This window comes from Variovorax rhizosphaerae, assembly GCF_037889975.1.
GTDB lineage: Bacteria > Pseudomonadota > Gammaproteobacteria > Burkholderiales > Burkholderiaceae_C > Variovorax > Variovorax rhizosphaerae.
In genome coordinates this window covers 115,754-129,343 of the sequence record NZ_JBBKZT010000010.1, presented here as the reverse complement: position 1 = coordinate 129,343, position 13,590 = coordinate 115,754, and the positions used below count along the sequence as shown (strand labels likewise).

10 protein-coding genes are annotated in these 13,590 nt (G+C 68.6%); all 10 read left to right on the top strand.

Annotated elements, in window-relative coordinates; all coding sequences use genetic code 11:
* The first annotated feature begins 34 nt into the window (after positions 1–34).
* Positions 35–1,801 carry a murein transglycosylase A gene (gene mltA, locus WKW82_RS21920; RefSeq protein ID WP_340344455.1) on the top strand — a complete coding sequence of 589 codons (1,767 nt, stop codon included), beginning with the start codon at positions 35–37 and terminating at the stop codon, positions 1,799–1,801.
* 9 nt (positions 1,802–1,810) lie between these two features.
* Positions 1,811–2,572 carry a hypothetical protein gene (locus tag WKW82_RS21915; RefSeq protein WP_340344454.1) on the top strand — a complete coding sequence of 254 codons (762 nt, stop codon included), beginning with the start codon at positions 1,811–1,813 and terminating at the stop codon, positions 2,570–2,572.
* Positions 2,573–2,600: 28 nt separating this feature from the next.
* A complete protein-coding gene (locus WKW82_RS21910; protein WP_340344453.1) occupies positions 2,601–3,755 on the top strand; it encodes a hypothetical protein in 1,155 nt (384 codons plus the stop codon).
* Positions 3,752–5,722, top strand: a complete 1,971-nt coding sequence (locus WKW82_RS21905; RefSeq protein ID WP_340344452.1) for a caspase family protein — start codon at positions 3,752–3,754, stop codon at positions 5,720–5,722. Before WKW82_RS21910 ends, WKW82_RS21905 begins: the two co-directional genes overlap by 4 nt.
* A 38-nt stretch (positions 5,723–5,760) precedes the next feature.
* On the top strand, positions 5,761–6,318 hold the full coding sequence (locus tag WKW82_RS21900) for a hypothetical protein (protein WP_340344451.1): 558 nt from the start codon (positions 5,761–5,763) through the stop codon (positions 6,316–6,318).
* A 20-nt stretch (positions 6,319–6,338) separates the two neighbouring features.
* Positions 6,339–7,202 (top strand): type VI secretion system accessory protein TagJ, encoded by an 864-nt coding sequence (locus WKW82_RS21895; protein WP_340344450.1) that lies wholly within the window; start codon positions 6,339–6,341, stop codon positions 7,200–7,202.
* Positions 7,192–7,707: a type VI secretion system baseplate subunit TssE gene (tssE, locus tag WKW82_RS21890; RefSeq protein ID WP_340344449.1), complete on the top strand. Its 516-nt coding sequence runs from the start codon at positions 7,192–7,194 to the stop codon at positions 7,705–7,707. Before WKW82_RS21895 ends, tssE begins: the two co-directional genes overlap by 11 nt.
* 80 nt (positions 7,708–7,787) lie before the next feature.
* Positions 7,788–9,689, top strand: a complete 1,902-nt coding sequence (gene tssF / locus WKW82_RS21885) for a type VI secretion system baseplate subunit TssF (RefSeq protein WP_340344448.1) — start codon at positions 7,788–7,790, stop codon at positions 9,687–9,689.
* Positions 9,690–9,718: 29 nt separating this feature from the next.
* Positions 9,719–10,783, top strand: coding sequence for a type VI secretion system baseplate subunit TssG (tssG, locus tag WKW82_RS21880; RefSeq protein WP_340344447.1), 1,065 nt, complete (start codon positions 9,719–9,721; stop codon positions 10,781–10,783).
* A gap of 44 nt (positions 10,784–10,827) precedes the next feature.
* Entirely contained in the window at positions 10,828–13,581 is a 2,754-nt protein-coding gene (gene tssH / locus WKW82_RS21875; protein ID WP_340344446.1) for a type VI secretion system ATPase TssH, read from the top strand.
* Positions 13,582–13,590 lie beyond the last annotated feature (9 nt).

The window sequence follows — 13,590 nt, the reverse complement described above, 5'->3', positions numbered from 1 at the left end:
GGGCCGCCTTTCTTACAGCAGCAAGGAGGTTTCCATGAATGACCTGTCATCACCGAACCCCGAGGGCCAGGCTCTCCCCGGCCGGTCGCCCAAGGGGGGGCCAGCCGAGATGGCAAAGCCACGTCGAGTGGCGGCCCGGCCCTTCGCGCGCTGGGCTGCCCTGGGTGCCGTTGCTGCCGCAGCGGCCTGGCTTGTGGGCTGTGCCTCCGCGCCGCCCGCCACGGGCACGACGACGACATCGACCGCCACGCCGGCCGGCAGCAAGCCGGCCAGCAGCACGCCGGCCACGGGCAGCACCTTCAACATCGGCCCCGCCCCGTCGACGGCAACCACGACTCCGGGAACGACGGATGCAGCCACGCGCCCGACCACTTCCGGCGCGGCCTCGGGCGCCAGCGTCGCGGGCCAGGCGCGCACCTTCTCCACCCAGTTGGCCACCTACACGTCGGTCGGCTACGACGCGCTGCCGGGCTGGGGCCGCGATGATTTCTCCGAAGGCTGGCCGGCCTTCCTCGGCAGCTGCAAGGTGCTGACCGGTCGCGGCGCGCAGTGGAAGGACATCTGCGGCCGCACCGCCTCGGTCGACCCGAAGAACAGCGCCGCCATCCGCGGCTTCTACGAACGCGAGTTCTCCGTCTACCAGATCCGCGACGACGACCGCCGCCCCGACGGTGTGGTCACCGGCTACTTCGAGCCCGAGATCTCCGGCAGCCGCAACTATTCGCCACCCAACATCTACCCCGTGTACGGCACGCCCGAGGACATGTTGTTCGTCGATGCGCGCAAGCTGCCGTCCGGCAACGCCACGGTCGCAGCGCGTGTGCAGGGCCGGGAAGTGGTGCTCCAGACCGGCGCCCTCAACACGCGCGACCTCGCCGCCGGCCTCTATTCGCTCGACCTGTCGACCCTCACCCGCGACACGCTCGACCGCAAGGTTCGGCTGCGCGCACAGGGCAGGCAACTGTTGCCGTACTTCACGCGCGAGGAGATCGAGACGCGCGGCGCGCCCAACGCCAAGGTGCTCGCTTTCGTGAGCAGCGCCACCGCCCTGTACGAGATGCAGATCCAGGGCTCCGGCCGCATCCGCCTGCCCAACGGCGAGATCATCCGAGTGGCCTATGCGGAGCAGAACGGCCAGCCCTTCCGGCCCACGCTGGCGCAGAACAAGAATGGCCAGCCGGCGAGCAAGGTGCGCACGCGCGGTGGCGCCATCGAGCTGGAACTCGACAACGACGACGATGACGACATCGGCGTCGACAACACGGCCGGCATCCGCGTGCGCGGCTTCACGCTGGCGCGGCCGGAGCAGAGCGGCGCGGTGATCGTGCCAGGGCGCGCTGCGGCGGGCCCGGTGATCGGCTCCGGCATCAAGGACCCGAGCTACGTGTTCTTCAAGGAATCGGCCAGCGGCGCGAGCGGGCCGGTGGGCGCCTTCGGCGTGCCCTTGCAGGCCGGCCGCTCCATCGCGGTCGATCCGCGCAGCACGCCGTTGGGCTATCCGGTGTTCGTGTCGACACGCACGCCGGGCACCGGCGAGCCGATGCAACGCCTGACGATTGCGCAGGACACCGGCGGCGCGATCCGCGGTGCGGTACGGGCCGACTATTTCTTCGGCAACGGCACCCAGGCCGCGACAAATGCGCGCCGCATGAAGGAGCGCGGCCAGCTCTGGATCCTGCTGCCGCGCGGCCAGGCCGTGGCGGCGGCTGCCAGCACGACCATCCGCACGCGCGGCGGTGCGGCGGGCGCGGACCTGCCGCAGTGCCTGGTGCCTGAAGAAGGCCTGTGCGTGGATGACTGACCGGTCGACATGCAAGAAACCCTCTCTTCCGAGCAAAGCGTCGAACTGGTGCGCCTGTGGCGCCGCCGGCATGCGCTCGGCCCGCAGGAGATCGGCCGCATGTACGGCATCGTCGGCGGGGCGCTTGCGGGCTGCAATCCGCCCGAGCTGAATGCGCTCGGCGAAGGCCGGCAGGAACTGGTGGCGCAATTCATCTATGTCAAGGTGCTGCGCCTGGATGCCGACCCTGACGAGGCCGAGGACAACGGCAACGCCGGCGACAACCACAGCGCACCGTCGAGCGCCTTCGCGCTGTGCGCCTACTTCCGCCGCTACCTCATCGACTGCACGCGTGCCAGCAGCTTCCGGCGCAAGCTGTCGATCGGCGACCAGGTGACGGAGGCGCAGCTCGAAGAACAGCTCGGCGGCCACAGCGATGCGAGCGGCTTCGAAGTGCTCGCCGAGCATGGCCTGAGCGGCCCGGCTGTGCAGGCCGCGGCGCGCGCCTTCATCGCGTCGCTGCCGCCGCCGGAGCGCATCCTGCTGTGCGAGGGCTTCGGCCGGGAGAACCCGCTGTCGGGCGTCGCGTCGCGCCATTCGATCGCCTCCTACCACTACCGCGCGGGTCGGCTGGGCCTGGTGCACAAGCGCGAAGGGCTGCCGGCGGACTACGCCAAGACCACGCTCGGCCAATGGCTCACGCAGACCCTGGGCATCGCCATCGCGCCCGACAACATGGGCGTCATCCTGCGGGTCTTCGAAATCCTCGGTGCTGAAGCGTCTTATGCCTGAAGACATACCCAATTCAGGACACCACCCCGTGACGTACACCGAACTCTGGCCCCCGCTCAGCCTCATCCGCGGCGCCTTCGAGCGCGACGTAGCGCAGCAGGCCGGCGATGCAGGGCAGGCCATCGCACCGCCATCCGGAACGCATGCGGCCACTGCAGCGCAACCCGCGCCGCCGCGCATCGCCGAAGACCTGCTGCTGCCGCTCACCGAACTGGCGCAACGCCGCGAAGCCGTGGCCCAGCGCGCCTTCCCGGCCCGCTGGGCGCCGGGACGTTTGCTGAGCATCGTGCACGAGGGGCGCTTGCTCGGCGTGCTGCTGGACAAGTGCATCGGCGGCGATCGCTGGCAGGGCTGGATCGCGGCCGGCGAGACCGATTGGGCGTCTGCATTAGACGTGCTGCTGGAGCCCGGCGACGAGCCCTTCGAGCCCTCGTTCGGCATGGTGCAGGCATGGAACCCGGTGACCCTGGATGCCGCGCCGCAGCTCTGCGCGCGCGTGCAGGGCGAACTGTCGGCGACGCGCCTGGCCGCGATCCGCGCGGTGCATGACGAATGGGCGACGCAGCAGGCGCCGGCCGTCGACGCCGCGCCGGGCCGCATCGCGCTACGCACCGTTGCGGGCGTGTTCTCGGTGCTCTCCGGCACGCCGCTCGGCGACAACGATCCGCGCAGCGAATACCAGGCGGTATACCGCGACGCCGCCGGGAAGCTGGGCGCGGCCGTACTGCTCACGCCGCCGCCGGCTGCGACCACGCCGGCCGGGCCCGCACCGCCCTCGACGCCGCAGGCCGACGACACCGGATGGGGCGCGCGGCTGCGCCAATGGTTCGGCGCCGATCGATGGGTCCGCCCGGCATTCGCCGTGCTCGCGCTGGCCTTCGTGGCGCAGAACATGGGGCTGTTCAACACGCCCGTCGAAGATGAGGAAGTGCGCTTCCGTTCGGTCGCGACGGAGCCTGCCGCGCTGTCCACGGCCAACCTGGTCGTGCTGTGGAAGGCCGGCGTCACGCTCGATGAAGCCGGCCGTGCATTGCGCGCTGCCTCGGTCGAGGTGGTCGGCGGCCCGGACGTGACGGGCGCATGGCAGTTGCATGCGACCGACCCGGTCGGCGCACTCGCCGCCTTGGAGGGGTCGCCACTCGTGCAGTCGGTGCGCGTGGCCGAGGGGCAGGGCGCGAGATGACCCTGTCGCGCGTTTCACGCTGGTTCATGGGGGCGCTGCTGATCGCGGCGGCCACGTCGGCGTGGAGCGTGCAACGGGCCTTGCTGGTGGGCGTCTCCGAACTCGTGAACCAGCCGCAGGCCCTGTGGCTGCAGGCGCCACGCAACGACGTCGCGCTGATGCGCGAGGTGTTGTTGAAGCAAGGCTTCGCCGCGCCCGACATCACGGTGCTGGCCGATGGCATCGAGGGCGCAGGACTGCCCGATGCACAGCGCATCCATGAGGCATTGGGCCGCCTGCTGGAACGCTCGCGCAGCGGTGATTTCGTGCTGCTCTATTTCTCCGGCCATGGCACGCGCCTGCGCGACGCGACCAAGGCCTACCAGGAGCCTGATGGCCTGGCCGAGAACTTCCTCGCGCGCGACGTGCGTGGCCAGGTCGGCGTCGACAGGGCCTTGCCAGGCGGTGTGCGGGACGTGGACTTCGATGCCTGGATCGGCGCCTTCCTCGCGCGCAACGTGTTCGTGTGGTCGGTGTTCGACACCTGTTCGGCGGCGTCGCTGACGCGCAGCGCGAAGGCCGTGAAAGTCGAGCAGCCGGCCGATGATGAAGTGCGCTTCCGCGGCATCGTGGCCGACCGGCTGGTGCGTGGCGATGCGGGTCCGACGCCATCGTCCGCGGTGCCGCCCGTGAACCACATCGCCCGTGCGCGCTACGTCGCCTTCTTCGCCTCGGAGAGCCACCAGGTCACGCCCGAACTGCGCCTGCCGCGCAAGGACCGCACCGGCCGTCCGCAAGGCCTGCTGACCTGGGCCGTGGCCGAGGCCTTGCAGCGCAAGCCTGCGACCTGGCGCGACCTCTACAACGGCGTGCTGGCGCTCTATCCGCCGGTCATCGAGGAACTGGAGGCACGCTTTCCGGAGCGCGAATTGCCGTCCCCCGTGGCCGAGGGCAACCTCGACCTGCCGCTGTTCGCCAACAGCCTGCAACCTTTGTCGACGCGGCCGATGTGGAGCGCGCAGCGCGTGGGCGACAAGCTCACGTTGGCCGTCGGCCGGCTCGACGGCCTGGACCCACGCCAGCCGGTGCGCGTGCTGGCCACGCTGGCGGACGGCACCGTGCGCGGCGCGCCATCGGAGTTGGCGGAGATCACGCTGGGCAGCGCTCGCCTGGAGGTGCCGCCCACGATGGCCGCATTGACCGGCACGACCTTCTGGGCCATCACGCCGATGGACCCGCCGGAGTCCGTTGCGTTGCGCGTGCGTGCCGACAAGCCCCTGCCCGCCGGGATGTCCTTGTCGTGGCCGGCCGCGCTGCACACCGTGCGCGAGGGCGATGCCGATGTGCGCTGGACCGATCTCGGCGCCGCAGGCCAGCGCCTGGAGTTGCTTTCGCCCACGCTCGCCAGCGCCTTCACGACCCCGAACGACACGCTGCCCGATGCGACGGCACTGCGGCAACGCCTGCAAGCGCTGGCGCAACTCAAGTGGCTGCTGCAACTCAACACGCTGGCCGGTGACGGGCAGCTCGATGGCTTCGATGCACAACTCGAAATCCGCGAGGGCGAGCGCCTCGTGCGCAGCGCCCCCGCGCGCGAGGCCGAGGCGAAGTTGCAGCCCCCCGCCGGCACTGAACGCGCGGCGCTGGCGGTGCGCAACACCAGCGGCCAGTCGCTCGACCTGGTGATCGTCGCGCTCGATGCGCGCGGCGCCACGCAAACCGTCTTCCCCGAGGAAAGCAGCGAGACCAACCGCTTCGAGCGCGGCACGCCGCAGGCCCCGGCCGCCAAGCGCTTCGACCTGCCGCCGCTCGACGCTGGCGCGCGCCTGCTGGTGCTGGCCAGCCCGGCTGCGCCGTGGAGCGCGCCGCGCATGTTCGGCCTGCGCGGACAGGAGGCGGAAGCGGCCGTGCCCGAGGTGCGTGTGCGCGGTTTGCCGCAAGCGCAGAAGGAACGACAGGTCTACGCGGCGATGGTTCGCTGGCCCTAGCAACACACACGAAACACACCCGAAACCAGGAGATCGAAATGAGCTTCAACATGGACGGAAAACTCGACCCCGAGGAGGCGCTGCGGTTGCTCGAGACGATGGCCGGCAATACCGAGACCGACTACCACATGCTGCTCGAAAGCAAGGGCGCGGTGATCGAGGGAGACGGGGCGCGCAAGTTCGAGGACGGCAAGCATCGCCTGCCCATCGGCGGCTACTACGCCTATGCCCACGTCGTCACGCCGCCGGGTTCGAGCAAGGGCCAGGTGCGCGCCAGCATGTTCATCGTGACCCGCGATTGCGACGCGGCCACGGCCTCCATCGCCAGCCTGCTGAAGAACCAGGCCACCGACATCACCGCGACCATCTCGGTGTTCAAGGCCAGCGGCGACGGCTCGATCGAGCTGCAGCCGACGCTGGAGTTCGTGCTCAGCGAGGCGCGCATCGACACGCAGGCCTTCATCACCGGCGGCACGCCCCGGGCGCCCCGCGAAATCATCTACTTCAACTACCGCAAGCTGGAGATCCGCTCCGCCCCGCAAGGCAAGACCGGCCTGCGCGGCGCGGTCCGCACCTGCGTGCTCACCAACTCCTGAAATCCATCGAAAGGAATGACATGACTCGCTCCGCGGAACTCCTCCTGGCCAACGACCCGGCCGGCGCGCTCAAGGCCCTCACCGACGAGATCAAGGCCAAGCCGGCCGACAGCAAGCTGCGCGTCTTCATGGCCCAGTTGCTGTGCGTGCTCGGCAAGTGGGAACGTGCGCTCAACCAGCTCACCGTGGCCGCCGAACTCGATGCATTGGCGATACCGATGAAGCAGGTCTACAGCGACGCGATCCGATGCGAAGGCTTGCGCGCCAACGTCTTCGCGGGCAAGAAGACGCCGATGGTGTTCGGCCAGCCCGATGAATGGCTCGCGCTGCTGATCGAGTCGCTGCTGCGTCGTGGCACGGGCGAGCTGGAACTGTCCGGGCAGCTGCGCGAACGTGCCTTCGATGCCGCGCCCGCGGTCGGCGGCAGCATCGACGGCACGCCCTTCGAATGGCTGGCCGATGCGGACATGCGCATCGGCCCGGTGCTCGAAGCCTTCGTCAACGGCAAGTACTATTGGGTGCCCTTCGCGCGCTTGTCTGCCGTGCGCATCGAGGAACCCGTGGACCTGCGCGACTGCGTCTGGATGCCGGCCAACCTGCTGTTCGAGAACGGCGGCGAATCGCTGGCGCTGATCCCCACGCGCTACCAGGGCACGGAGACAGGCACCGACGGCGAACTGCTGCTGGCGCGCAAGACCGAGTGGAGCGAGTTGCAGCCCGAGGTGTGGGCCGGGCTGGGGCAGCGCATGCTGAGCAGCGATGCCGGCGACCATGCCTTGATGGACGTGCGCGAGATCACGTTCGGCGAAGAGCTCGCCACGGAGGCGACCGACGTATCCGGCGCGATATCGCCGCAGGGCCCGGGAGACGGCGGTGGTCACTGAGCAGCAGATCGCGCAGGAGCGCCTGCAGCCCTCGCTGCTCGATCGCCTCATCGACGACGCACCCACCGAGAAGCGCGAGAGCGACGACAAGCGCACCCTCACGCGGCAGGCGCTGCGCCAGGCCGTGCTGCGCGACCTGTCGTGGCTGTTCAATGCCACCGCCCTCGGCCTCGCCTACGACGACAAGCGCTATCCCAACGCTGCGCGCTCGGTGCTGAATTACGGATTGCCTATGCTGTCCGGCCAGTTCACCTCCTCTGTGCAGCGTGTCAGCATGGAACAGGCTTTGAAGAATGCGATCCTGCAGTTCGAGCCGCGCATCCTGCCCCGAACACTCGAAGTGGAACTCGTCATGGAAGGCTCGGTCCCCGAATCGCACAACCGCATCGGACTCAAGATCCGCGGCATGCTCTGGGCGCAGCCCGTGCCGCTGGAGTTCCTGATGCGAAGCCGGATCGACCTGGAGGAAGGTCGCTTCGAGATCGAGGACATCGCGGCACCATGAGCCGCCGGGCCGCTCCCAAGGCGATTGCCGCAGCGCGTCAGCGCGGAGGTTTCGTCATGAACTTTTCCAGGGCGTAAGCAATGGACCCGCGGCTGCTGAGCCTGTACGAGCAGGAGCTTCGCTACTTCCGCGAAAGCTCCGCCGAGTTCGCACAGGCCTTTCCCAAGATTGCGCGCCGGCTCGGCTTCGACGGGCAGGAAGTCGCGGACCCCTACGTCGAGCGGCTCATCGAGGCCACCGCCTTTCTCTCCGCCCGCGTGGGCCTCAAGCTCGATGCCGAATACCCGCGCTTCACCGGACACCTGCTCGACATCGTCTATCCCCAGTTCATGGCGCCGACGCCTTCGATGGTGGTGGTGCAGATGGCGGTCGATCCCGATGAAGCCACGCTGGCCGTGGGCCCCACCTTGCCGCGCGGCAGTGGCTTGCGCGCACGGCTGTCGGCAGGGCAGAACACGCATTGCGAATTCCGCACCGCGCGTGCGCTGCGTGTGTGGCCCATCGAGGTCAAGCGCGCGCAGTACTTCACCTATGCCCCTGACCTGCCGCTGGCCCAGCATCCGCAATCGCGCGACATCCGCGGCGGCTTGCGCATCGCGCTGCATGCCACGGCGGCCCTCAACTTCAACCAGATCCCGCTCGACGAATTGCTGATCCACCTGGGTGGTGCGGAAGACGTGGCCTGGCAACTGCACGAGTGCCTGCTCGGCAAGCCGGCGGGCGTGCTGGTGCAGCCGCTCGGTTCCAACGGCCTGCCCACCGGTGCGGCGGCCAGCGCCATCCGCAGGCTGCCGGGCAGCGTGGTGGAGCCGGTCGGCTTTGGCGATGACGAGGCGCTGTTGCCCGTCACCGCCACCGGCTTCTCCGGCCATCGGCTGGTGCAGGAATACTTCGCGTTTCCGCAGCGCTTCCAGTTCGTGCGCTTCACCGGCCTGCGCGAGGTGCTGGCGACCATCACGGTGCCCGATGTCGAGATCGTGGTGCTGTTCACGCGTGGCGATGCGGCGCTGGAGCGGCTGGTGAGCGCGGACAACGTGCAACTGCATTGCGTGCCGGCAGTGAATCTCTTCAGCAAGCGGCTCGACCGCGTCGCGGTGAACGAGGGCGTAAGCCAGTTCCACCTGCTGCCCGATCGCACGCGGCCGCAGGACTTCGAGGTGCACACCGTGACCGATGTGGTCGGCCACGGCACACCCGGCGCGGACGAGGCGCCGGAGCAGCCCTTCAAGCCTTTCTACGCCGCCTTCCACGGCGCGCGCCAGGCGCATCCGGCCTACTACACGACCACGCGCGAGCCGCGCATGCAGTCGGTGCGGCAGCGTGCCGAAGGCCATCGCAGCAGCCACATCGGCTCCGAGGTCTACATGCAGATCGTCGATCCGCAGCAGGCGCCGTTTGCCAACACGATGCGGCAACTGGCGGTGACCGCGCTGGTCACCAATCGCGACCTGCCGCTCCTGATGCCGCTCGGCCGCGACAACGACTTCGACTGCGTCGACTCCTTCCCGGTGCAGCGCGTGCGCATCGTGCGCGGCCCGTCGCGGCCGGTGTCGCCGGTGGTGAGCCAGGGGCTGGGGTGGCGCGTGATCGACCATCTCGCGCTCAACTACCTGTCGCTGTCCGACAGCACGCCGCAGCAAGGCGCGGCGGCCCTGCGCGAGATGCTGATGCTCTACGCGGTGCATGCCGACGACGTGCGCCAGGGCCAGGTGCGCGGGTTGCTCTCGATACGCTCCAGGCCGGTGGCGCGCCGCCTGCCGCTGGCCGGGCCGATCGCTTTCGGCCGCGGGCTGGAGGTCACGCTCGAAGTGGACCGCGCGGCCTTCCACGGCCACAGCGCCTTCCTGTTCGGCGCGGTGCTGTCGCACTTCCTCGCGCGGCATGTGGAGGTCAACCATTTCGTCGAGACGGTGCTGAGCGTGCAGGGGCGCGGCGAGACCATGCGGTGGAGGCCGATGTGCGGAACACGCCAGATCCTCTAGCGCCGTCGACACCAACGACGCAGCCGCCGGTGACGCAGCCGCCGACGCCGCATCGCGAGACCGTGGGTGAGCGCCTGCATGCGATGTCGCCCCAGCCATGGGCTTATGACTTCTTCGCGGTGATGCGGCGCCTGGAGGCATTGGCCGCACCCAAGCCGCGTTGGGGTCATGCGCTGCTGCCCAGTGCCGAGGCGGTACGTGTGGGGCAGGAGCCCTCGCTGTCTTTCGCGCCCGCCAGCCTGAGCCGCTTCGAGCCCGCCAGCGCCCATCAGCCACCGCGCGTGCGCCAGCAATTCTTCGGCTATCTCGGCCCCAACGGACCGCTGCCGGTGCACCTGAGCGACTTCATCCGCGAGCGCACCAACAACCATGGGGACAGGACCTGGCTGGCCTTCCTCGACACCTTCCTGCATCGCTTCTCGCTCTACTTCTACCGGGCCTGGGCCGAGTCGCGGCCGGCGGTCTGGCTGGACCGGCCGGGCGAGGACAAGTTCCGCCAGCGCGTGGGCGCATTGGTCGGCATCGGCACCGCCACGCGGCAGGACCGTGACGAGATCCCTGACGACGCACGCCTGCATTTCGCGGGCTGGCTGACGCGCAAGGTACACAGTGCCGAGGGCGTGGAGCGGGTGCTGTGCAGCTACTTCGGCGTGCCGATCCGGCTGGAGCCGTGGGTCGGCCACTGGATGCGCCTGCCTGCCGAGGAACTGACGCGGCTCGGGCGTGGCGGCATCTCGTGCGCGATGGGCATGGGCGCGATGCTCGGCCGGCGCGCATGGGACCGGCAGCATCGCGTGCGCCTGCATGTGGGGCCGCTGTCGCTGGAGCGCTATCGCGGTTTCCTGCCCGGTGGCGCGGCGCGGCCCGAGCTGCTGCGCTGGATGCAACAGTTGCTTGGCAACGAGCTGTACTGGGACGCGCAGCTGGTCCTGAAGAAAGATGAAGTGCCCGCCACGCGGCTGGGCCGACACAAGGGCAATGCACCGCGACTGGGCTGGGTCTCGTGGCTCGGGCAATCGCCGCGTGACAGCGATGCGGCCGACGTGCGCATCGACGGCGATGCGCTGACCACTCGCGCGGTCGTTCTTCAATAACCCATGACCTCATTCGTCATGACTCGACACGGAGCACATCAACCATGAGTGAAATCAGCCGCACCGCCTTGTTCGGCAAGCTCAACTCGCTGGCCTACAAGGCCATCGAGGGCGCGACGGTGTTCTGCAAGATGCGGGGCAATCCGTACGTCGAACTGGAGCACTGGTTCGCGCAACTGTTGCAAGCGCAGGACTCCGACCTGCACCGAGTCATCCAGCACTACGCGCTGGACATCTCGGCCATCTCCAAGGACATGACGGCCGCGCTGGACCGATTGCCGCGCGGCGCCACGGCGATCAGCGACTTCTCGCCGCACATCGAGAACGCGATCGAGCGCGCATGGACCTATGCCACGCTGCAGTTCGGCGAGGCGCAGGTGCGCACCGGCTACCTGCTGGTCGGCATGCTCAAGACGCAGAGCCTGCGCAATCCGCTGTTCGGTTTGTCGAAGCAGTTCGAGAAGGTCAAGGTGGAAGACCTGGCCGACAACTTCGTGAAGATCTGCGACCCCTCGCCCGAATCGAAGATGCGCGCGCAGGATGGCACCGGCATGGGCAGCGGCGCCCCCGGCGAAGACACTGGCGCGATGGCCCCGGCCGCGATGGGCAAGGGCGATGCGCTGAAGAAGTTTGCTGTCGACCTCACGGAGAAAGCGAAGAAGGGAGAGATGGATCCGGTGACCGGGCGGGACGAGGAAATCCGCCAGATCGTCGACATCCTCATGCGACGCCGCCAGAACAACCCGCTGCTGACGGGTGAGGCGGGCGTTGGCAAGACTGCGGTGGTGGAAGGCTTCGCCCAGCGGCTGGCCCGCGGCGATGTGCCGCCGCAGTTGAAGGACGTGAAGCTGCTGACGCTGGACATCGGGCTGCTGCAAGCCGGGGCCAGCATGAAGGGCGAGTTCGAGCAACGCCTGCGCCAGGTGATCGACGAGGTGCAGGCATCGCCGACGCCGATCATCCTGTTCATCGACGAGATCCACACGCTCGTCGGCGCAGGCGGCGCGGCGGGCACGGGCGATGCGGCCAACCTGCTGAAGCCTGCATTGGCACGCGGCAACCTGCGCACCATCGGCGCGACGACCTGGGCCGAGTACAAGAAGTACATCGAGAAGGACCCGGCGCTGACGCGGCGCTTCCAGGTGGTGCAGGTGCCGGAACCCGATGAGATCAAGGCGATCCTGATGCTGCGCGGCGTGGCCAGCGTGCTGGAGAAGCACCATCGCGTGCAACTGCTCGACGAGGCGATCGAGGCGGCGGTGAAGCTGTCGCATCGCTACATCCCGGCACGGCAGTTGCCGGACAAGGCGGTGAGCTTGCTGGACACGGCGTGCGCACGCGTGGCGGTCAGCCAGCATGCGATGCCGCCGGAGGTGGAGGACTGCACGCGGCGCATCGAGGCGCTGACGGTGGAGAGCGAGATCATTTCGCGCGAGGAAGCGATCGGCATCGATGTGAGCAAGCGGTCGGCCTCTGCGCAGAGCCTGTTGGCGGAGGCCAAGGGGGAACTCGAGAAGCTCAACGCGCGATGGAAGGAAGAGAAGGACCTGGTCGACAAGCTGCTGGACCTGCGCGGCAAATTGCGTGCGGGGAACAAGCCGGTGGACACGCCGGTGGAGACTCCCTCCGCAACTACGGCCAACGCACCCGCGGCATCGCCCGCGGCGGCTCCCGCGCCTGCGGATGCCGCAGCCTCCCCCGCGGCACCCGACCGCGCCGTGCTGCTCGCCGAGTTGCATGAGCTGCAAGGAAAGATCGCGGCCGTTCAAGGCGAGACCCCGCTGATCCTGCCTTCCGTCGACGCCCAGGCCGTGTCATCGGTGGTCGCCGACTGGACCGGCATCCCCGTCGGCCGCATGCAGCGCAACGAGCTCGAAACCGTCCTCAAGCTGCCCCAGTTGCTGGCCCAGCGCGTCATCGGCCAGGACCATGCGATGGAGATGATCTCCAAGCGCATCCAGACCTCGCGCGCCGGCCTCGACAACCCGAGCAAGCCCATCGGCGTGTTCATGCTTGCGGGCACCTCCGGCGTCGGCAAGACCGAGACCGCCATCGCGCTCGCCGAGTCGCTCTACGGCGGCGAGCAGAACATGATCGTCATCAACATGAGCGAGTACCAGGAGGCGCACACCGTCAGTTCGCTCAAGGGCGCGCCACCCGGCTATGTCGGCTACGGCGAAGGCGGTGTGTTGACCGAGGCCGTGCGCCGCCGCCCTTACAGCGTGGTGCTGCTCGACGAAGTGGAGAAGGCGCACTCCGACGTGCACGAGCTCTTCTTCCAGGTCTTCGACAAGGGCTTCATGGAAGACGGCGAAGGCCGCAGCATCGACTTCAAGAACACGCTCATCATCCTCACCACCAACGCCGGCACCGACCTCATCGCCAGCATGTGCAAGGATCCCGAGCTGATGCCCGACCCCGATGGCATGGCCAAGGCATTGCGCGACCCGCTGCTCAAGATCTTCCCGCCCGCGCTGCTGGGCCGGCTGGTGACCATCCCCTACTACCCGCTCAGCGACGAGATGCTCGGCAAGATCGTCGAGCTCCAACTCAAGCGCATCAAGAAGCGGGTGGAAGCGCGCTACCAGATCCCCTTTGAGTATGGCGACGACGTCGTCAAGCTCGTCGTGAGCCGCTGCACCGAAAGCGAATCGGGCGGCCGGATGATCGACGCCATCCTCACCAACACCATGCTGCCCGACATCAGCCGCGAGTTCCTGAACCGGATGATGGAAGGCAAAGCCATCGAGCGGGTGACGGTCAGCGAGAAGGATGGCGCATTCGCGTACAGCTTCTAGCCCGTTCCG

Excerpts from the sequence above, each read along its gene's own strand:
- mltA (WP_340344455.1), top strand. The coding sequence starts at position 35 with ATGAATGACCTGTCATCACCGAACCCCGAGGGCCAGGCTCTCCCCGGC.
- WKW82_RS21915 (WP_340344454.1), top strand. The coding sequence starts at position 1,811 with ATGCAAGAAACCCTCTCTTCCGAGCAAAGCGTCGAACTGGTGCGCCTG.
- WKW82_RS21905 (WP_340344452.1), top strand. The coding sequence starts at position 3,752 with ATGACCCTGTCGCGCGTTTCACGCTGGTTCATGGGGGCGCTGCTGATC.
- WKW82_RS21900 (WP_340344451.1), top strand. The coding sequence starts at position 5,761 with ATGAGCTTCAACATGGACGGAAAACTCGACCCCGAGGAGGCGCTGCGG.
- WKW82_RS21895 (WP_340344450.1), top strand. The coding sequence starts at position 6,339 with ATGACTCGCTCCGCGGAACTCCTCCTGGCCAACGACCCGGCCGGCGCG.
- tssF (WP_340344448.1), top strand. The coding sequence starts at position 7,788 with ATGGACCCGCGGCTGCTGAGCCTGTACGAGCAGGAGCTTCGCTACTTC.
- tssH (WP_340344446.1), top strand. The coding sequence starts at position 10,828 with ATGAGTGAAATCAGCCGCACCGCCTTGTTCGGCAAGCTCAACTCGCTG.